Genomic DNA, 21,406 nt, shown 5'->3' on the forward strand with positions numbered 1-21,406 from the left:
TGGTCATTACTGAGATGACTATTCTCCTGAGAGAGGGTCAAAAATATGGCTCAATATTATCAATCTAAATTTGTCACGGGTACGGAAGCGCTGGTCGACCTTCTACTCGCTCAAGCTGAGCTAGATGAAAGCCATAATCTCAACACCGCAGGCTTTGTTTCAGGCTATCGCGGTTCGCCTTTAGCCCGTTTAGATCAAGCATTATGGCAACACAGCAAGGCACTGATTCAAGCCAATGTTCGTTTTCAACCGGCTGTCAATGAGGATCTGGCCGCCGATGCATTAATCGGTACACAAAAAGTCGAAACCGATCCAGACAGGCAAGTTAACGGCGTTTTTGCGATGTGGTATGGCAAAGGGCCTGGGGTTGATCGTTCTGGAGATGCACTCAGACATGGTAATGCCTATGGCTCTTCTCCACACGGTGGTGTTCTTGTTATCGCCGGGGATGATCATGGCTGTGTCTCTTCTTCCATGTCCCATCAATCCGATCTCACCATGATGGCGTGGAACATGCCTATCTTACACCCGGCTTCAATTGCGGATTATCGTGATGTCGGCTTATGGGGTTGGGCGGCATCACGTGTCAGTGGTACATGGTTTGGCTTCAAGGCAATCAGTGAAGTGGTGGAAAGCAGTGCCATCATAGCAAGTCAACCACTTCCCGATTATCATATGCCCCAGGTCGATCCCGGCCCTGACGGGCTACATTGGCGCTGGCCTGATCTTCCCGGCCCGCAGATTGAAAAACGCTTAGCCTATAAACTGAAAGCCGTCGAAGAATTTGCCAAACTTAACCCTATTGATTATCTGCTCGTCCCTTGCCAGCATCCACATGCTTTATTGGTCACTGTCGGCAAAGCGCATAAGGATGTTATGGAAGCGTTGCAGGCCGGAGGGTTAACACCTTCAAACCTGGCTCAACAAGGCATCGCCCTGCTCCATGTCCGTTTAGTGTATCCTTTATCACCGCGCCTCAGTGAACTCGCGACTCAAGTCAGTCATATTTTTGTGATTGAAGAAAAAGCCGCTATCGTTGAAATGCTGCTGGCACACCGATTAGTAAAATTACAAAAAAATATCACGTTGATCGGTAAGCATAACGCCCTTGGTGAAAAATTATTGCCCACTGACGTTGAATTACGCCCTTCACGGGTTGCCATCCCCCTGTTCGGGTGGTTGCAACAATTTAATGTATTTCTTTCCGTACCGCCCGAATGGTCTACAGATCCCACGCCGCATGACACCACATTGCCCAAACGCACCCCTTATTTCTGTGCCGGATGCCCCCATAGCACGTCAACTCGCTTACCGGATGGCAGCCAGGCTCAGATTGGTATCGGCTGTCATGTGATGGCGGCGTGGATGGATCGCAACACCGGAAGCGGACTCTTACCTATGGGGGGAGAAGGTGTCGACTGGATCGGGCATGCCCCGTTTGTCAATCGCTCCCATGTTTTCCAGAATCTGGGTGATGGCACCTATTTCCATTCCGGCCACCTGGCCATTCGCCAGTCTGTTGCCGCAGGCAGTCACATTACCTATAAATTGCTGTTCAATGACGCCGTGGCAATGACCGGCGGGCAGCCATTGGATGGCAATATGACGGTATCGCAAATGGTTTCTCTGATGCTGGCAGAAGGTGTGAAAGAAGTCGTTGTTGTGACGGATGATCTTGATAAGTACAAAGGTAAAAACAGCCTGCCTGCTCACGTGAAAATCTACGCACGGGATTATCTCGAAGCTGTTCAGATACGTCTGAGAGATATCGTTGGCGTCACCGTGATCATCTATGATCAAGCCTGTGCCACCGAACTGCGCCGTAAAAGAAAGAGAGGTCTGGTGCCGAAAGCAACGATCCATACCGTCATCAATGAGTGGGTTTGTGAGGGGTGTGGTGACTGCCAGACACAATCGAACTGCCTTGCCGTTATTCCAGTCAAGACGCCTTTAGGCACGAAACGCACGATAGATCAACACATGTGCAACTCAGACCTTTCCTGTCTGAAAGGATTTTGCCCCAGCTTTATTACCGTCGAAAATGCGAATTTACATACTGATATCAGCAAAATGATCTCACAATCTGAGCTAGATAACCTGATCCGCCAATTACCACAACCAACGCTGACTTCGGCCACAGTTCCTTATGAAATCCTGTTAGTCGGGATTGGCGGTACCGGGATCATTACCGCAGGGCATCTCCTTGCCCATGCCGCACAATTAGATAATGGCTGCGCCAGTTTGTTAAATTTTACGGGTTTTGCTCAAAAGGGAGGAGAAGCCATCGCCCATGTCCGACTCTGCGATGATCGGGACAAACTACATCAAGTCAGGATTGATCGCGGACGTGCTAATCTGATTATCGCGGCTGATTTAGTTGCAGCAACGGGGCCAAATGCGCTGGAAGTGATGTCGAGGGGATCAACAAAATGCATATTGAACACCCATGAAACCCAAATCGGCCCGATGCTCCGCGCACCCATGCTGAATTTGGATCAACACCACATGCTAGACACCCTGAATCAACACACACAGACATTGCTTTCCATTGATGCAGAGGCAATGGCCGATCATCTGGTCGGTGACAGAAACCAAACCAATATCCTATTAATCGGCTATGCCTGGCAACTCGGCAAAATCCCCATCGCATTATCATCTATTAACAAGGCTATTCATCATTTAGGCGCTTCATCAGATAATGCTCAGCGGGCGTTCTGTATAGGTCGCATCGCAGCAGCACAACCCGAGCTTCTGCAAACGTATTTCCATATCACACCACAAGAAAATGCCAAAAGTCTGGATGATATTATTATGCATCGGTATCAATTTTTGGTGGACTATCAAAATGAACGCTATGCGATGCGCTATCTCAGCCGTATAGCCCAAATTCAAATGGCCACTCAGCAGATCGACGCAGAAGACATCACGAAATCAATTGCTGAAAATTTATTTAAATTGATGGCCTATAAAGATGAATATGAAGTCGCTCGTCTCTACGTTAAAACGGATTTTCTCGATAAACTGCGCTCGCAATTCGATAATACCAAAACCCTCCGCTTTCACCTTAGCCTTCCCCTGTTCAATCGTAAAGATCCCCGGACAGGCCAACGCGGAAAAAAAGAATATGGCGCGTGGATCATTCCTGTATTTCATTTCCTGGCGGCATGTAAACCTCTGCGTGGCACCATCTTCGATATTTTCGGCTATCAGGCAGAGCGTAAGCAGGAACGAAACTTGCTGCTTGAGTATGAGCAATTAATCGATATTTTGATCGAAAAAATGGATCGCAATAATCTGGGCATCTGTCAGCAACTTGCAGATCTGCCTAATCACGTGCGTGGTTTTGGTCATGTGAAACAAAAAGCGATAAAAAACATGCTGGAACGTAAGGAAACATGGCTAAAAGCATTGCAAAAAGCCGGCTAAAGCGCAGTATCACTGATTCGTTGGTGAGCGACGTTTGAAAACAAAAAAAGCACCTGAAGGCGCTTTTTTTGTGACTGGCAGACTTTACTAAAAGTCTACCGTCCTGAATTTGGAGCGGGAAACGAGACTCGAACTCGCGACCCCAACCTTGGCAAGGTTGTGCTCTACCAACTGAGCTATTCCCGCATTTATCGTGGTGGCTGTTGCCCACTTTCTTCACACCTAAACAACACTGAATTTGGAGCGGGAAACGAGACTCGAACTCGCGACCCCAACCTTGGCAAGGTTGTGCTCTACCAACTGAGCTATTCCCGCATCTATTTGGTGTGCCGTACTTTTGAAATTCTTCATCGGTACGGGGAGCGCATTATACGAGAAATAATTTCACTGACAAGCCCTTCAACACAAAAAATTGTATTTTTTCGCTGATTGATGATTAAACCAACGATCCGTCGACTTAACCATCAATCCAACGATGCATTTATGTACAAAGCGGGTATCAAACCCCGCACCTGCTTGCGGGAAAAAAATATTATTTCTGGATAAAGTGCTCACGATAGTACACTAATTCAGCAATGGATTCCCGAATATCATCCAATGCCTGGTGAGTATTTTTTTTGCTAAACCCTGACAACATCTCTGGCTTCCAACGACGAGCCAATTCTTTCAGCGTACTGACATCCAAATAACGGTAATGAAAATATTTTTCCAGTTCAGGCATATAACGGAATAAAAAACGACGATCCTGTCCCACACTGTTACCACAAATGGGCGATTTTCCTGCCGGTATCCATTGCTCCAAAAAAGCCAGAGTGGCTTTTTCCGCTTGCGCTTCATCAAACTGGCTCTGCTTGACCCGCGCCACTAATCCACTCGCCGTATGCGTCCGTACATTCCAATCATCCATCAACGCCAATTGTTCATCCGGTTGATGAATCGCCATCACCGGCCCTTCTGCAAGGATATTCAATTCCGAATCGGTAACAATAACCGCAATTTCAATAATGCGATCGCGTTCGGGATCTAACCCGGTCATCTCCAAATCTATCCAGATAAGATTGTTCTCACTTTTTGACATGATATATCCTAGTTTCCTTCAAAAGAGATAGTCTCTGTTCATGGTGTATCATAGCGTTTTTGATCACCTACAGCGATAATCAGCAAGATAGGTGAAATTAAGTGAGGTTAGGTGGCTAAAAATAAACTGTCAAAAGGGCAACAACGCCGTGTGCAAGCCAATCATCAGCGCAGGCTGAATAAGGTAGATTCCAATAAACCAGAAATGGATGACAGCCTGTTTGGTGAACCACAAGAAGGGCGGGTGATCAGCCGATTCGGGCAACATGCCGATATTGAAGCAGCAGATTCGTCCATACAGCGTTGCAACATTCGCAGGACAATACGCTCATTGGTCACGGGCGATCGCGTTGTATGGCGTCCCGCGCTGCAATGTCAGTCTGATGTCAAAGTGAATGGGATCGTCGAAGCCGTCCATGAACGTACTTCCGTACTTACCCGTCCTGATTATTATGATGGTATCAAACCCATCGCATCCAATATCGATCAAATCGTGATTGTTTCCGCTATCTTGCCTGAACTCTCATTAAATATTATCGATCGCTATTTAGTTGCCTGCGAAACGCTCAGTATTGAGCCGGTGATCGTACTGAATAAAATCGATCTGTTGGATGCCGAAAGCCGTGAGTGGGTCAATGATGTGATGGATATCTATCGTCGTATCGGGTATCGCGTACTGGAAGTTTCCAGTTATACCGGGGAAGGAATGCCTGAACTGACTGCTCTGTTGACTGATAAAATCAGCATCTTTGCAGGGCAATCCGGCGTTGGAAAATCCAGTTTGCTCAATACCCTGCTGCCTGACAATCACGATGATATTTTGGTCAATCATGTTTCTGATAACTCCGGGCTCGGTCAGCATACCACGACCGCCGCGCGCCTTTACCATTTCCCCCTGGGGGGCGATGTGATTGACTCGCCGGGTGTTCGTGAATTTGGCTTGTGGCATCTCACGCCAGAACAAGTCACACAAGGTTTTGTCGAATTCCGTGAATATCTGGGGGGATGTAAATTCCGTGATTGCAAACATCAAGATGATCCCGGATGTGCCTTAAAGGAAGCGCTGGAGCAAGGTGCCATTGCAGAAGAACGGTTTGAAAATTATCACCGGATTCTGGAAAGCATGGCACAGGTTAAACCGCGCCGAAATTTCACAGAGGGTCAAAAATAGGGCAATCATTAAGAACCCCTGACATTCAAAATAATGGCAGGTACAATAGTTACCTTTTGTCCAATTTGCCAGAAAAAGCTCCAAGAGGTTCACGTGCTGGATAATTTTAAAATCAGGCTACAATATTTACTTCCAAAACAATGTATTACAAATATGGCGGGCTGGTTTGCCAGTAAAAAAGCAGGCTGGCTGACGCAGCTTGCTATCAAGGCTTTCGCTAAAGTCTATAAAGTGGATATGAATGAAGCGAAAGATCCTTCATTCACGGCTTACTCAACATTCAATGAATTTTTTATCCGTCCTCTGAAAGAGGGCATCCGTCCTGTCGTTAATGAGCCTCATCAATTGGTGCTGCCGGCAGACGGTACAGTCAGCCAGCTTGGTGCGATCCGAGAAGATCAGATTATCCAAGCCAAAGGCCACTATTATACGATAGAGGCTCTGCTGGCTGGACAGCATCAACTGGCTAAACAGTTCTGTCATGGTCAATTTATCACGACTTACTTATCACCGAAGGATTATCACCGAGTGCACATGCCATGTGACGGCGTGCTCAAAGAGATGATCTATGTTCCCGGCGATCTGTTTTCAGTTAATCCACTCACGGCGGCTAATGTTCCTAATCTGTTTGCGCGTAATGAGCGTGTGATTTGTTTATTTGAAACCGCATTCGGGCCAATGGTACAAATTCTGGTAGGTGCTACCATTGTGGGTAGTATCGAAACAGTTTGGAGCGGCTGTGTTACACCACCGCGTGAAGGTATCATCAAGCGCTGGACCTATCCGGCTGAGGGTGAAGAAGGTGCCATTTCCCTCAAAAAAGGCGAGGAGATGGGGCTATTCAAACTCGGATCAACGGTTATCAACCTGTTTGCTGCCAATCAGATTAGTTTTGCCAACACCTTATACAGCGGTTCACAAACCCGTATGGGTGCGCTGATGGCACAAACGCTGATTTCAGAAGAATCGACAGTGAAGACTGACGCATCGATAACCAGAGATATCGTCAGCTAATTTTATCCCCAAGGAGCCCCTGATTGTGCGCCTGATTATCAGTTTACTTTTCAGTCTGTTAATGACGCATTCCGCTTATGCTTTTGTCATGTCGTTGGATGAAAACCAACTGAAACAAGAGCTAAAGCAGATTGAAGATAACAAAAACTTCCAAGATCCTGAAATCGCTAAAGCACTTCAAGGGGCCATCGATTGGATCAACAAAGCAAAATTTGCCAATGCGAATGCGCAAAAATATCAGCAATCCATTGATGAATTTTCTAATATCATCAAAACAATACGTCAGGACATTCTTGCTGAAAGCAATATCACGACATCCATTCCGGTCAATCAAACCATCAGCAAGTTAGACCAGCAAATTACCGAGACAAATAAAGAATTACAGGAGCAAGAACGCCAATTACAGCAGGAACAAGTTGAAATCCAAAAAATCAGTGATTCCATCAGCCTGTTACCGCAACAACAAGCGGAAGAAAAACGCTTGCTGACTGAGGCGACGACCCGGCTTCAGTCTCTTGATCTCCCTTCCACCCCTCTCGCTAAAGCACAATTGATGCAGGCGCAGGCAGAAGTCGATGCCCATAATGCGATCATTAATGAACTGAGTATCGCGCAATTTTCTGCCAATAGCCGTCAGGAAATTGCGCGCATGCGAGCCGAATTATTAAAAAAACGTCAGCAACGACTGGATAATAAACTCCTGCAATTACGCAGCCAGTTAAATATCCAGCATCAGCAGGAAACAGAATTTGCTTTGGAGTATACCGAAGAACTGGCTGCACAAAGTGGGGAAAAAACGCCAAAGTTCTTGCTGGATGAGCTACAAAAAAACCGCCAGTTGTCACAAATACTCAATCAGCAAATAAAGGGCATGGAAGAGCTGGGTTTACAACAACGCAAAGTAACCAGCGATATCCTCCAGGCTCACGAAACACTCAACACCATCCGGGCACAAGCGCAACAGACACAATGGCAAAATTCGCCCACGATCATTAGCGAAAAGTTGCGAGCCAGAATTTCCCATCCCCTGGAAATGCCAAAACCCCAACAAATTGACAGAGATATTGCCGAATTAAGTGCCGATAAACTGAAATATGAAGAAATGCTGGATGTGACACAACGCTCACAAAGTCTTCGTGAGCAAGCATCTTCGCCTTATCTTTCACTGACGCCAAAACAAAAAATAATCTATGACTCACTGATTCGCACAAGAGAAAAGCTATTAACTTCTTTGCTCTCAAGATATAACGATAAAATACTGGAACTGGCAAAATTTAAGGTCACGACCAACCAATTATATGATGTTTTAAAAGAATTAAATGATGCGGCTCACCGCTATCTGTTCTGGGTGGCCGATGTCAAGCCCATCTCACTGGAATACCCGCTGATGGTCGTGCAAGATCTATCACGCTTGCTGTCTCTGAATACCTTCTCGGAGCTGGGTCTTGCCATCCATGAGATGCTGACCACAAAGAATACGCTGCTCTATTTACTCGGCGCGTTGCTACTGGTGATTTTCAGTATTAGCTCACGCCGTCAGTATCACGCGTTTCTTGAACATTCCAGCAACCGTATCGGCAAAGTCACCCAAGATCATTTTTCCCTGACAGTACGAACCGTTTTTTGGTCTACGGTTGCCGCATCACCGTTACCCATGCTCTGGTCAGCCATTGGCTACGGCTTGCAAAGTGCGTGGCCATATCCGATAGCAGCAGCCATAGGCAGTGGTATCAGCGCAACAACGCCGATCCTGTGGGTCTTTATGCTGAGTGCCGCTTTTGCTCATCCAAATGGCTTATTTATCGCCCATTTTCGTTGGCCGGAAGAACGGATAAAACGGGCGATGCGTTTCTACCGTCTTTCTATTTTCCTGATCGTGCCTCTTATGATGGCAGTGATCGCCTGTAATAATTACAATGACACGATATTTCTCCCGACGCTTGGCAGACTCTGTTTCTTCATGCTGTGTATTGCGCTGAGTTTAGTCACCAATAGCTTAAAGCGTGCCGGTATTCCTCTCTATATGGACAAACACGGCTCCGGCGAAAATATCATTAATTCGGTGCTATGGTGGGTTCTGCTCTCTGCCCCAATTCTGGCCGCCCTTGCTTCGCTTCTGGGTTATCTGCAAACGTCTCAGGCGCTATTGGCGCGTCTGGAAACATCCGTGGCGATCTGGCTCTTTCTACTGGTCATTTACCACATTGTGCGGCGGTGGATGCTGATCCAGCGGCGCAAAATCGCTTTTGAACGGGCAAAACAACGCCGGGCAGAGATATTAGCCCAACGTGCCAAAAATGAAGATGATTCTGCCAACATAAATAGCAGTGTAGAAGGTTCAATCGAAGTTGAGGAGCCAATCATCGACTTGGATGCCATCAGTGCTCAATCGTTAGGATTAGTCCGTTCAATCCTGACCATGATTGCGCTCGTTTCTTTGATCCTGTTGTGGTCTGAATTACATTCAGCGTTCTCGTTCCTGGAAACTATCCAGCTCTGGAACGTGAGCACAAACATCAACGGTGTCGATAGCATTCAGCCAATCACACTAGGCTCTGTGCTCATTGCGATCTTAGTGATTATCATTACGACTCAGCTTGTCCGTAATTTACCCGCGTTGTTGGAACTCGCTCTCTTACAGCATCTGGTACTGACCCCGGGAACCGGTTATGCCATCACGGCACTGACCAAATACAGTATTACACTCATTGGCGGCTTGGTTGGCTTTTCCCTGGTGGGGATTGAATGGTCGAAAATACAGTGGCTGGTTGCTGCAATGGGGGTTGGGCTGGGTTTTGGTTTGCAGGAAATTTTCACCAATATCATTTCCGGTCTGATCATTTTATTTGAAAAACCCATCCGCATTGGGGATACCGTGACGATCCGAGGTCTGACAGGTAGCATCTCAAAGATCAATACGCGGGCAACAACATTGACTGACTGGGATAGAAAAGAAATTATCGTTCCCAATAAGGCATTTATTACAGAGCAATTCATTAACTGGTCATTATCTGACACGATCACACGTATCGTCCTGACAATCCCGGTACCGGCTGAGGTTGACTCTGCCCATGCCACCGACATATTACTCTCTGTTGCTAAACGCTCACCATTCATTCTTGATAACCCTGTGCCGGAAGTCTATTTAGTGGATTTACAGCAAGGCATCCAGATTTATGAATTACGCGCCTATGCCGCAGAGATGGGGCACCGTATGCCTGCCCGCCATGAAATACACCAACACATTTTGCAGGAATTCAGCAAACAGAATATCACCTTGCCATTCCCGCCATTCCAGGCGCGAGTTGATATTTTCGGGCAAGAGATCCGCAGCGCGACAACGAACTACACCGGTCGAAATCCCCCACGTAAACCGGGAGAACTGTAACCTTACGGCGACATGAACCAGAAAACCGCATCATATCAGATGCGGTTTTCCAACAATATTCAGATGGTTAGATTCAGACTTAATATTGGATTCAAACTTGATAGAGGTTCCGCAAATAACCCGCAACGGCATCGTCCGCATTGGAACCAATGACTTCCATATCCGGGAGAATATCTTTCAAACGCTGATGTGCGCCCTGCATAATGCAGCCCTTGCCTGCGACACTCAACATTTCCCGATCATTCATACCATCACCAAAAGCAATGCAATCATGCAATGAGTAGCCAATCAATTGGCAAACGTGTTCCAATGCATGGCCTTTAGAAACATGACCCGCCATCACTTCCAAACAATTTCGCAGGGAAAAGCTGACATTGACCTTTCCTCCCCACCGCGCTTTGATTCTCTCTTCCAACGCCACCAGGTAATCATGATCTTCACTGGTGTAATAGACTTTGCACACACCATCAGTAGGAAAGGTATCGCGTTGAAAAAGTTGGTAATGGAAAACGGACTCCTGAAAAAACACTTTCTGTTCAGGGGACTCTCTATTGATGAACCAATCATCATTATTGAAGTAATTCGTCAGGATATTGGGGTTATCAAATTCCAATAAACACAAATCATGGGCAATTTCAGGATCTAAATTATGGCTGAAAACTAATTCATCCTGACTATTGTGAACTCTTGCGCCGTTGGAGGTGATCATATAAGCGTCAATACCTAACCCATCACGGATCTGCCCCACATCAATATGATGACGCCCTGTCGCAAAAATAAAATGAATCCCTTGCTCGGTCAGAAAGTTCAGCGTTTCCTTAGTATACGCGGTTAATTTATGGTCGGGGGACAACAATGTGCCATCTAAATCTGAAGCAACAACATGATACATGGTTATGATTCCTAAACTGATCAGTTCTGGTCAAAAAAATCACAAATGGCATTGAGAGCCTGCGCGCGCAGTACGTCTTTTTCGAACAAAATTTCGTGATAAGCCCCCTGGATAATCAGCGGGTTTTGTTCTTTTTTTCCGGTTTCTGCTTTTTGGTGTAATTCACAAAAAGCCAATAACGCCTGATTACTTACTATCTTATCGGCACTCGCTTGCAAGACAATGAGTGGGGTCTGAATTTTACCTGCATTTTCAATCAGATTATCTCCCATTCGCAGACTTTCACGCATCCAATGGTAAGTTGGCCCGCCAAGACGTAATTCAGGGTAATCGGCATAGTAGCGTAAATAACGCTGGTAACGTGCATAACTGTGCGTTAATAAATTAATAAAATAGGGTAATGGCCGCCATTGCCCTGTTGACAGAGCATAAGCGTTACGCCTTTTGAGAGAGGGTTCGGCCTGATTAACCAGAAAATTAGCCAACCAACGCGGCATCGGTAAATGAATACCAAACATCGGTGCACACAGCGCGACAGCACAAAAAACAGACGTCGGGTAACGCATCAAAAAACGGCTTAAAATCGCACCGCCCATTGAATGAGCCAACGCATAACAACGATGAGATTGGCGAGAGACCACTTCAAGCTCAATCAATGTCGCAAGATCATCCACATAATGATCAAACGCTTCAACGTGGCCTTTTTGCCGATCACTCAACATTCGCCCGGATCGCCCTTGCCCACGATGATCAATAATGAAAATATCGTAGCCCAAGTGGTAAAAATCGTAAGCCACTTCCGGGTATTTCATATAGCTTTCACTTCGGCCGGGCAAAATCACCAGGGTTTTATCATGGAAGGGAGAACAAAAGGAGACATAATGGATGGGAATGTCATCAATGCCCATAAATTGCCTCTCTTCCCTCGTTCGCCAAAAATCCAGTAACAATCCGTTTGTAAAGGCAGAGAACTGAGCTTCACGGTTTAACCAGCTTGCTTTCAATTTCTCAGACACCATTCATCGTCCTCTGCCAGTGATCCTTTGGTTATTCAACCTCGTCAAAATGCTCACGAATTAATGTCATAAACGCCTCCCCAAAGCGTTCTAATTTCCTCTGCCCAACACCGTTAATTAGCAACAGCTCATCCGGTGTTATCGGACACTGTTCTGCCATTTCAATTAATGTCACGTCATTGAAAACGACAAACGGGGGAATGTTATTTTCATCAGCAATGGATTTACGCAATTTGCGCAACTTGGCAAACAATTTACGATCATAGTTCCCACTGTATGATTTGTTTTGCTGATTGCGGCTTTTCAAGTTTTGGATGCGTGGTACAGCCAGTGGTAAAGGGACTTCACCGCGCAAGACTGGCCGCGCCGCTTCTGTCAGTTGCAGGGCTGAATAGTTAGCAATGTTTTGCTGAATCAGCCCCAAATGAATGAGCTGACGCAAGACGCTCATCCAATGTTCCTGGCTCTGTGCTTTACCAATGCCGTAGACAGGCAGCTTGTCATGCCCAAATTCTCTAATGCGTTGATTATTTGCCCCTCGTAGCACGTCGACAATATAACCAACCCCGAAACGCTGTCCAACACGATAGATGCAGGACAGCGCTTTCTGAGCCTCGACCAAACCGTCATACCGTTTGGGGGGATCAAGGCAAATATCACAATTGCCACACGCTGTTTGACGACTTTCACCAAAATAATTCAGCAACACCAAACGCCTGCAAGTCTGCGCTTCAGCAAATGCCCCCATCGCATTCAGTTTATGTCGTTCAATATCCTGCTGTTCACCCGCCGGTTTCTCTTCCAGGCAACGACGCAGCCACGCCATATCCGCAGGATCGTAAAACAATACCGCTTCGGCAGGTAAGCCATCCCGCCCTGCACGGCCGGTTTCTTGATAATAGGATTCGATATTACGGGGAATATCAAAGTGCACGACAAAACGCACGTTAGGTTTGTTTATTCCCATCCCAAAGGCAACGGTTGCTACAACAATCTGCAAATCATCCCGCTGGAAGGCATCTTGTACCCACGCACGTTGATTGTTTTCTAGTCCGGCATGATAAGGGGCAACACTTAACCCCCGTTTTTGCAAACGCTCCGCCGTGTCTTCCACTTTATTGCGGCTATTACAGTAAATAATGCCACTTTTTCCCTGCTGACCACGGACAAATGACCAAAGCTGATCAAGAGGTTTGTATTTCTCGACTAACGTGTAGCGAATGTTAGGACGATCAAAGCTGCTGATATGAATAATCGGCTCACGCAACGCCAATAAACGCACGATATCCTGACGGGTCGTTTTATCTGCCGTCGCGGTTAAGGCAATGACGGGAAGATGGGGGAAATGGTGGCGAAGTTGCCCTAGCGCACGATATTCTGGGCGAAAGTCATGCCCCCATTGAGAAATACAATGCGCTTCATCAACAGCCAGTAAAACAGGCTGCCAGCCGTGAAGTTGCTCCAGAAAATTATCCGTGACCAACCGTTCTGGGGCAATATAAAGCAGTTTAATCATCCCCTGGCGGCAACGTTGCATAATATCAACTTGCTGTTCACGGCGTTGGGTTGAGTTCAGGCACTCCGCTTCAACGCCATTCGCCCGGAGTTGATCAACTTGATCTTTCATCAATGAGATTAATGGAGAGACAACCAGCGTCAGCCCATTTTTAACCAACGCGGGGATCTGGTAGCACAGCGATTTACCGCCTCCCGTTGGCATAACAACCAGGCAATCACGCCCGTCAAGCACGGCGTTAATCACTTGCTGCTGTCCTGGCCGAAATTGCTGGTATCCGAATGTTTTTCGTAATGCTTGTTCAGCCCGCGATGCCGTGCTGATGAGTTCTGCGGTAGACACGCCTTTCCTCAATCGTTAAACGCTAATCCTTAAAAAAGCCTAAAAGCAGGCTGTAAAAATACAGCCGCAATCCGGGCGCCTGCATATATTCTGCTGCTGCACGTTGACATCCTGTTCACCCTGAACATTGTGAATAAGATGTGTCCGGTATCACGATAAATTGCCGATGTCTTAATTTTAGAGCCAGAAGTCTCAATAATGTCATTCGTATTACAGGGATAAAACATAAGGGATCTTTTCCCGCTCTTATTGAGGGTACACGTTCTCTCACTTCATCACACTCTCACTGCATAACATTGTTTTAAATCACCGCTTATTCTACACGCTACATGATTATTTTTTGTATTTTCCGTGAATGGTTTTTTCGAAGCGCTTCGCAGACTGGTAAAGTCGATAACGAAAGCATAAACTTAACAATTGATTAACCCAAGACACCCATTTAATATCATTGATCTTTACGTTTTATTATCAGGAAATCTGCTATGGAAAACAGACTGCGAGCAAACCTCACCTTAACGCCAGAAGAAGCGCGTAAATTTATTGGTGAAATTTTTATTTATCATATGCCATTTAACCAAGTGTTGGGTCTCGAACTGCTCCGCTTCGAACAAGACTATGTCGAATTGCAATTTCGCTATCAAGAAAAATTGGTTGGTAATATAATGCATAAGATTCTGCATGGCGGCGCGATCGCTTCCATATTAGATGTTGCAGGCGGGCTGGTTTGTGCCGGTAATATGCTGACAGCAATGGACGCGCTGACCACCGAAGAACTCCAGAAACGTCTCACCACACTTGGCACAATCGATCTACGTGTAGATTACCTGAGACCCGGACGCGGTGAAGTCTTTACCGCCAGTTGCAACATTATCCGTGCTGGCAATAAAGTGTCTGTCGCCAGAATTGAATTGCATAATGAAAAACAAGTCCATATTGCCAGTGCCGTTGGGACTTATTTGGTTGGTTAATTTTTATTTATTTCAATTTAATCGATTGATCATAGTTCATTGATTTAAATAATTATTTATTTTTTCAATAAATTGTTATTTGAAAAAGTCAGAAGGTGAGTTACGAATCCCCAAAACCAAACAGAACAAGAAATTATGTCAGCTTCCTTGCTGATATAGGAAACTTATGGCAATACTCACTCAATTGTATAATGAATTAAGAAATAATGGTCACCCATACCATTAACTACTTGTAAATTGTTCATCCCAGTGACACATTGTATAACGCTATGGGCTATCATCTAATAGGCTTTTCTCATTTTCTGAACACGCTCTAAACATTCAAGGACATTATGAGTAACCAACAGACTGCCAAAGGTATCTTGTATGCCTTAGGGGCTTATCTTATTTGGGGGTTAGCACCCATCTACTTCAAATCCATACAATATGTGCCACCTGATGAAATCGTGTCACACCGTGTTATCTGGTCAGTTTTCTTTATGGTATTGATGTTGACCATGACTCGTCACTGGCGTCAACTCTGGGCAGTGGTCCGACAACCGAAAATCCTGCTGCTGTTAGGCATCACGGCCTTCACGATTACCAGTAACTGGCTCACTTATATTTGGGCGGTAAATAATAACCATCTGCTTGAAGCGAGTCTGGGGTATTTTATTAATCCCCTGGTGAGTGTGCTGTTCGGCATGACTTTTCTTGGTGAACGCTTCCGACGTATACAGTGGATTGCTGTAGGATTAGCCTTTACTGGCGTACTGATCCAGGTATGGCAATTTGGCTCTGTCCCCGTGATTGGCTTGTACTTAGCAACGACATTTGCTGTTTATGGATTGATCCGCAAAAAGCTGGGCGTGGACGCACAAACAGGGATGTTGATTGAAACAGTCTGGGTGTTCCCTGTCGCACTCATTTACCTGCTGTTCTTCGCCCATAGCCCGACAAGCAATATGCTGGATAATACGTTCTCTTTGAATCTCATGCTGATTGCGGCGGGTATCATCACCACGGTTCCGTTGTTGTTCTTCACCGCCGCTGCCGCACATCTGCGTTTATCCACCCTGGGCTTTTTCCAGTACCTTGGCCCAACACTGATGTTCTTGCTGGCAACTCTGGTTTATGGAGAAGAAATCGGTCCCGATCGCTTGATTACTTTTGGCTTTATCTGGGCTGCGTTGATTTTGTTTACGTTGGATGCGCTTTATACGCAGCACCGTTTACGACATCAGTAACCAAACGCTGGCAAACCGCCTATGCCTGAACTGACCCTGCATATGATGCATAAATGGGTCAGTTTTTCCGTGAGTTCATCGGTGATTTGATTTATCACAAGTATATAACAAAGATGACCCAACGGGTGAGACCAGGACGACACTATCCACGAAAATCGATGAACCCCCGAACACGGTGGAACCCTTTTGATGCGCCGGCAAGATCTTAACCGAATGCCATTGATGAGCACAATCCCCAATTAAAGATCAATATTGAATGACTGGGAAAATCGACATCTAGGGAACATATATGAGGATTTCGAATGACGGATTTTGAACACGCTGTAGAAAGCAACCGGCGCGCCTGGGACGCGTCCGCCGACAGCCACCTGCGTACCCACAGCTGGAAGGGGCTGCTGCAGGCCGTGCAAGGCGAAGACTTCAGTTGCCTAGACGAGACGCTAGGTGGCGTGCTACGCGAGCTGGATCTGGTCGGCAAGGCGGTGGTTCAGGTCGGCTGCAACAACGGCCGGGAAGTGCTGTCGCTGTACGCCTTCGGCGTCGAGCGAGCGGTGGGGATCGACCAGTCCGCCGCTTTCCTCGCCCAGGCACGGCAACTGGCCGAGAATTCACCGCATCAGCCCCGTTTCGTCGAGGCCAACGCCTATGACTTGCCGGCCGAGCTGAATGGACAGTTCGACCTGCTTCTGATTACCATCGGCGTGCTGAACTGGATGCCTGACATTGAGCGCTTCTTCGCCTCGGTGAGCGGGCTGTTGAAGCCGGCCGGACACCTGGTGATCTATGAAACCCACCCCTTCCTAGAAATGCTCGAACCCGAGTCGGAGCGACCGTTCGAACTGCGCAACGACTATTTTACCGCTAAGCCTTATGTGTCCCGAGAAGCCATCATCTACGAGGGCTGCGGTAGCGATACCGGCGTCGCCAGCTATTGGTACGTCCACGAACTCGGCAGCATCCTTGGCGGGCTGCTCAGCGCGGGTTTGCGGCTGAGCCACTTCAAGGAATACCGTCACTCGAACCGCGAAGAACTCTACGACCTCTACGAGAGCGGCCCGCTGACGCTCCCGATGTGCTACACGCTGGTCTCGGTCAAGGTTTGACATCCTTCTCGTCTTTTAGTGCGGGGAGGATGTCAATGGCTTGAACTAACGTTAAATTTAATATATTAATGATATAAATTTCTCCCTAGAGGACGAAGCTCTCTATTGAATTTTTTATGATAAAGGTTGTAGTTACTTCTTTGATGCTTGGAATAAAAACCCCTATGCATATTCAAACCTACTGGAATTTTAATTTTTCCTTTATCATATATCCATGTCCAGAAAAATATAAAACAAGTTAGTAATATCGGGTATGTTTTCCCGATTAAATGACTCCAAATATAAAAGATATAATTAGAAACTTTTTAAATGAAAATCCCCATTGTTTCAAATGGGGTTTCAGCAATTTAACGTTACTCAGAGTAATGTTTTTTCCTGTTAATAACAATAAATACAAATGAAATTAAAGCAATCACTCCTGCTATAAATGTATTATTTAACAAACCATATTTATCGACCAAGTAACCGCCAAGGAAAGAACCTAATGCAATTGCAATATTGAAAACTGAAATATATAAAGATGTAGAAATTTCTATAGCTTTAGGCGATGATTTCATCATCCAAGTCATTAATGATACGGACACACCTCCATAAGATAATCCCCATAATAATATAACTATTGAACTCCCAATGTAAGAAGAACCTAATATAGGAAATAATATAATAGAAGTAGTTAAAAAAATTGATATTAAAATCATTGTTAAAATAATATTTCGAGCAGAAATAATACCAGCAATAAAGTTTCCGATGATTCCCAAAATCCCATACATAAATAAGATTGGACCAATCCAATAACTTGGAAATTCAGAAACAAATTGAAGTAATGGTCGAACAAAAGTATATGCCATAAAATGACCACTTACTATAAAAAGTGTAATAGTAAGTCCTATTAAAACTTTTTTATCAACTATTACTTTCATATATTGCTTAAACGTGATTGAACCTGATACAGGTAGAGAAGGCAGTGAACTATAAAGGAGAAGTAACACTATAGATGCAAAAATGGCCATACAGAAAAATGATGTTCGCCATCCAAATGCATCGCCAAGAAGCGCGCCTATTGGTACACCAAAAACGGATGCTGCCGCAACGCCACCAAAAATAATGGATGTTGCAAATCCTATAGAAGAAGGAGTTACTAGACGTGGAGCCAAACCACCTGCTATCGCCCAAATCCCTCCCATACAGAATCCTACAGCAATCCGTGCAACTAAAAGCCAAGCTAGGCTCGTTGATATTGCCGATACAATATTTGCAATAACAAGAAGCAACATCAATAAGCATAAAATACTACGGCGATCTATTCTACCTGATACGAGAACAACTAAAGGAGCAAATAAGGCGGCAAACAATGCGGGTAGTGAAATCATTAATCCAGCTGTACCCACAGATGTTCCAAGTGAGTCTGCAATAGGATTTAAAAGACCCACGGGTAACATTTCTGTGGTCACAACGGAAAATGTTGACAATCCTATGGATGTAACAGCAAACCAAGGTCGTGTAGTAATATGATTATTATCTTTATTAGATACCATTTGATTTCCTCTATAGACTATTACCATTTTTCGTAAAAACAACATATTGTGTTTAGTATTATTAATATATCTTATGAGGTGCTTGTGATAAACTATATCTTTGTAGCAATACTGGGGACAAATAGTGTCAAATAGAACGCTTATTAATAATATCTCTGACATTTTGGTGTTTGTGAAAGTTGCCAATGTTCGTAGTTTTACTACAGCAGCACAGTTACTAGGAATTTCACGTTCTGCAGTAGGAAAGAGTATCAATAGATTAGAAGAGCAACTTTCTAGTCGTCTTATGTATAGAACTACTCGCAGTATAAATTTAAGTGAAGAGGGAGTCATATTTTATGAACATGCATTAAAAATCATTAACGAAGTGGAAGAAATAGAAAGTACTTTAAATAAGAGAAATAAAACCCCAGAGGGGCGTTTTCGAGTTGATCTTCCAGTCTCTTTTGGACGTATGCATGTAATACCTATTCTATTCGATTTTTTATCAAAATGGCCAGAAGTGGAGGCTGAAGTCACTTTTTCTGATTATTACAGCGATCTTGTACGTGATGGTATTGATCTAGCAATACGTATTGGAGGAAATGATGACAGTCGTCTTATTCGTAAAGTTCTTGCTCCACATAGATTAATTACCTGTGCATCACCAAACTATCTAAAAAATAGAGGGGTCCCGGAAACTCCAGATGATTTATTCGATCATGAAACGTTAGTATTTTTACATCAAGGTATGCCTGTTTCATGGCACTACCAAATTAATAATCAATGTCATGACTATCGATTGAAAAGTAGAATGCTTTTTCATAATTCTGAGGCTTTAAGAGATGCAGCATTAGCTGGATTTGGGTTAATTCAGGTAGGCGCATTTTTAGTAGGAGAGCAAATAAGAAAGGGAGAGTTAATACCTGTTCTGGAATCATTTTGCCGAGAAGAAAAACCTATTTGCGCGGTGTATCCTACGAGACATCATCTTTCTCAAAAGGTAAGAAAATTCATAGAGTTAATTGATGACAAATGGAAAGGAAAAGCCATTTGGGAATGATTTTACACATGTTCTATCTTGCGTGTAACGAGAAACCGCACCGCAACTTTGCGACTGTAAGCTTGGGCTTCTAGTACAGAACACGACCAGCGGCAGAGAAATCTAACGGACTTGGTGTTACTGGAGTAATCACGAGGTCACTGACCATAACAGCCGAAGATGTGATGACTGACAGTGATCCAGCGCCGTCGACGATAACAAAATCATATTCAGCTAAATCTTTTCTGATTCCGTACACATCTTTTTCTGAAACTGCTGTGAATACGTCAAAAGTGGCTTTACCTAATTTGCTCCAGTTCGTCAGGCTCATTTGAGGATCTGTATCGACAACAGCAATATTGAATCCTGAGCGAGATAGTGAAGTACAAATGTTAATCACGGTGGTTGTTTTACCTGAACCGCCTTTTGGATTTAGAAAAGAAATAACCTTCATACTCAAATACTCATTTACTCCAATCAGTGATGTTTTATTATCCTTTAAATAAAAGAGTAAAAAAGTATTGATGCGGGCGAATTATACTGATGCAAATCAGGATACTTTCATTGTTTATGATGGTTTGTGATTTGACTGCTTGACTGGTGGTAGTTAACACAGGTAGATCAAATTGAGATGAAAGGTAAAAATTCTATGGTAACTGTTTTTTTGACATCCTCCCACCCTAAAGAGGATGTCAATCGCCAGATCGCTCAGACAGATCACTACAGCCAGTTTTTCCGCTTAAAGTAGAGGTAAGGGGCTAGACCCGCTGCAATCATTAAGCCAATGGCCGCAGGGTAGCCGAATGTCCAGCTCAGTTCCGGCATAAATTGGAAATTCATCCCATAACTGGACGCCACCAGCGTCGGTGGCAGGAATACCACGGAAACAACGGAGAAAATTTTGATAATGCGGCTCTGTTCGATATTGATAAAACCCATTGCTGCCTGCATTAAAAAGTTAACTTTCTGAAACAGTGATTCATTGTGCGGCAACAAGGATTCAATATCCCGCAGAATTTCACGCGCCTGTTCCAATTGATTGGTCGGTAAGCGGGCACGGCGCACAAGAAAATTCAGCGCACGCTGGCTATCCATCAAACACAAACGCACTTTCCAGCCAATGTCTTCCTGCTCGGCCAGATTAGACAACGCAGAATCAAATTCATCACCCTGCTTCCCCTTCATAATGACCCGGCTCAGGGACTCCAGCGCACTGTAGATATTTTCAATCACATCAGCCAATTGTTCGATTTTGGTTTCGAACAAATCCATCAGCAGTTCATAGGCGTTCCCGTCAACCATCGTCTGATTACGGGCACGCATCCGGTATAATCGAAATGCAGGGAGTTCACGCTCTCGCAATGTGTAGAGACGACCGTCACGGATAGTAAATGCGACAGTCGAGTTGCCAGCATGGTCTTCGGCATCTTCAAAATAGAAGAATGAATGGACATGCATACCATCTTCATCTTCAAAAAAACGCGCGGATGCCTCAATATCATCCAATTCCGTGCGGGTTGCCAGGACTTGTCCCAGCTCATTTTGGACACGGAGGCGATCATGATCCCCCAGACCCACTAAGTCAACCCACATGGCGTCAGATAACTGATCACCTTCTTCAACTTCAAGACGGAGCAGGCGATGATTCTCTAATTTAAATGCGTTCAGCATGTACCATAAGTCTCCTTATACCCCCTACGTTTATCGTAAG

At 45.0% G+C, this 21,406-nt stretch carries 14 protein-coding genes, 2 tRNA genes and 1 pseudogene; 8 read left to right on the forward strand and 9 right to left on the reverse strand.

Annotation, left to right across the window (positions count from 1 at the left end):
- Positions 1-45 precede the first annotated feature (45 nt).
- Positions 46-3,426 carry an indolepyruvate ferredoxin oxidoreductase family protein gene (locus tag XPG1_RS15555; RefSeq protein WP_045960036.1) on the forward strand — a complete coding sequence of 1,127 codons (3,381 nt, stop codon included), beginning with the start codon at positions 46-48 and terminating at the stop codon, positions 3,424-3,426.
- Between the two features lie 110 nt (positions 3,427-3,536).
- Here the strand turns inward: XPG1_RS15555 and XPG1_RS15560 are convergent.
- The 3 genes from XPG1_RS15560 to orn all read right to left on the reverse strand — a co-directional run bounded on the left by XPG1_RS15560 (position 3,537) and on the right by orn (position 4,504).
- Positions 3,537-3,612: transfer RNA gene (locus tag XPG1_RS15560), tRNA-Gly, on the reverse strand.
- A 53-nt stretch (positions 3,613-3,665) separates the two neighbouring features.
- Positions 3,666-3,741, reverse strand: a tRNA-Gly gene (locus tag XPG1_RS15565).
- Between the two features lie 217 nt (positions 3,742-3,958).
- Positions 3,959-4,504, reverse strand: a complete 546-nt coding sequence (gene orn, locus XPG1_RS15570) for an oligoribonuclease (protein WP_045960038.1) — start codon at positions 4,502-4,504, stop codon at positions 3,959-3,961.
- Positions 4,505-4,615: 111 nt separating this feature from the next.
- Here orn and rsgA point away from each other — a divergent pair, with 111 nt between their 5' ends.
- The 3 genes from rsgA to mscM all read left to right on the forward strand — a co-directional run bounded on the left by rsgA (position 4,616) and on the right by mscM (position 10,076).
- Positions 4,616-5,674, forward strand: coding sequence for a small ribosomal subunit biogenesis GTPase RsgA (gene rsgA, locus XPG1_RS15575; protein WP_045960041.1), 1,059 nt, complete (start codon positions 4,616-4,618; stop codon positions 5,672-5,674).
- Between the two features lie 93 nt (positions 5,675-5,767).
- Complete coding sequence (asd, locus tag XPG1_RS15580) at positions 5,768-6,688, forward strand: archaetidylserine decarboxylase (protein WP_045960043.1); 921 nt, start codon at positions 5,768-5,770, stop codon at positions 6,686-6,688.
- 25 nt (positions 6,689-6,713) lie between these two features.
- Positions 6,714-10,076 carry a miniconductance mechanosensitive channel MscM gene (gene mscM, locus XPG1_RS15585; RefSeq protein WP_045960046.1) on the forward strand — a complete coding sequence of 1,121 codons (3,363 nt, stop codon included), beginning with the start codon at positions 6,714-6,716 and terminating at the stop codon, positions 10,074-10,076.
- Positions 10,077-10,167: 91 nt separating this feature from the next.
- Here mscM and yigL read toward each other — a convergent pair whose 3' ends face one another.
- From yigL to recQ, 3 genes are read right to left on the reverse strand one after another with little or no spacing between them, the layout of a single operon-like run.
- Complete coding sequence (gene yigL / locus XPG1_RS15590) at positions 10,168-10,968, reverse strand: sugar/pyridoxal phosphate phosphatase YigL (protein ID WP_045960049.1); 801 nt, start codon at positions 10,966-10,968, stop codon at positions 10,168-10,170.
- Positions 10,969-10,988: 20 nt separating this feature from the next.
- The gene (gene pldB / locus XPG1_RS15595) at positions 10,989-11,987 is read right to left on the reverse strand and encodes a lysophospholipase L2 (protein ID WP_045960052.1); all 999 of its coding nucleotides are present in this window, start codon (positions 11,985-11,987) and stop codon (positions 10,989-10,991) included.
- Between the two features lie 28 nt (positions 11,988-12,015).
- Positions 12,016-13,842 carry an ATP-dependent DNA helicase RecQ gene (gene recQ / locus XPG1_RS15600; RefSeq protein ID WP_045960054.1) on the reverse strand — a complete coding sequence of 609 codons (1,827 nt, stop codon included), beginning with the start codon at positions 13,840-13,842 and terminating at the stop codon, positions 12,016-12,018.
- A gap of 482 nt (positions 13,843-14,324) precedes the next feature.
- Between recQ and XPG1_RS15605 the strand changes: the two genes are divergently transcribed.
- The 3 genes from XPG1_RS15605 to XPG1_RS15615 all read left to right on the forward strand — a co-directional run bounded on the left by XPG1_RS15605 (position 14,325) and on the right by XPG1_RS15615 (position 17,139).
- A complete protein-coding gene (locus XPG1_RS15605) occupies positions 14,325-14,810 on the forward strand; it encodes a thioesterase family protein (RefSeq protein ID WP_045960057.1) in 486 nt (161 codons plus the stop codon).
- A 332-nt stretch (positions 14,811-15,142) separates the two neighbouring features.
- Positions 15,143-16,036 carry an EamA family transporter RarD gene (gene rarD, locus XPG1_RS15610; RefSeq protein WP_045960060.1) on the forward strand — a complete coding sequence of 298 codons (894 nt, stop codon included), beginning with the start codon at positions 15,143-15,145 and terminating at the stop codon, positions 16,034-16,036.
- 302 nt (positions 16,037-16,338) lie between these two features.
- On the forward strand, positions 16,339-17,139 hold the full coding sequence (locus XPG1_RS15615; RefSeq protein ID WP_045960062.1) for a class I SAM-dependent methyltransferase: 801 nt from the start codon (positions 16,339-16,341) through the stop codon (positions 17,137-17,139).
- Positions 17,140-17,492: 353 nt separating this feature from the next.
- Here the strand turns inward: XPG1_RS15615 and XPG1_RS15620 are convergent, their stop codons facing one another.
- Positions 17,493-18,674: an MFS transporter gene (locus tag XPG1_RS15620; RefSeq protein ID WP_045960064.1), complete on the reverse strand. Its 1,182-nt coding sequence runs from the start codon at positions 18,672-18,674 to the stop codon at positions 17,493-17,495.
- Positions 18,675-18,798: 124 nt separating this feature from the next.
- Here XPG1_RS15620 and XPG1_RS15625 point away from each other — a divergent pair, with 124 nt between their 5' ends.
- A complete protein-coding gene (locus XPG1_RS15625) occupies positions 18,799-19,716 on the forward strand; it encodes a LysR family transcriptional regulator (protein WP_045960066.1) in 918 nt (305 codons plus the stop codon).
- An 11-nt stretch (positions 19,717-19,727) separates the two neighbouring features.
- Here the strand turns inward: XPG1_RS15625 and XPG1_RS15630 are convergent.
- Together XPG1_RS15630 and corA are read right to left on the reverse strand one after the other, a co-directional pair.
- Positions 19,728-20,149: pseudogene (locus XPG1_RS15630) on the reverse strand (AAA family ATPase); the annotation flags it as partial.
- Positions 20,150-20,415: 266 nt separating this feature from the next.
- Complete coding sequence (corA, locus tag XPG1_RS15635) at positions 20,416-21,366, reverse strand: magnesium/cobalt transporter CorA (protein WP_045960069.1); 951 nt, start codon at positions 21,364-21,366, stop codon at positions 20,416-20,418.
- Positions 21,367-21,406 lie beyond the last annotated feature (40 nt).

This window comes from Xenorhabdus poinarii G6, assembly GCF_000968175.1.
GTDB classification, from domain to species: Bacteria; Pseudomonadota; Gammaproteobacteria; order Enterobacterales; family Enterobacteriaceae; genus Xenorhabdus; species Xenorhabdus poinarii.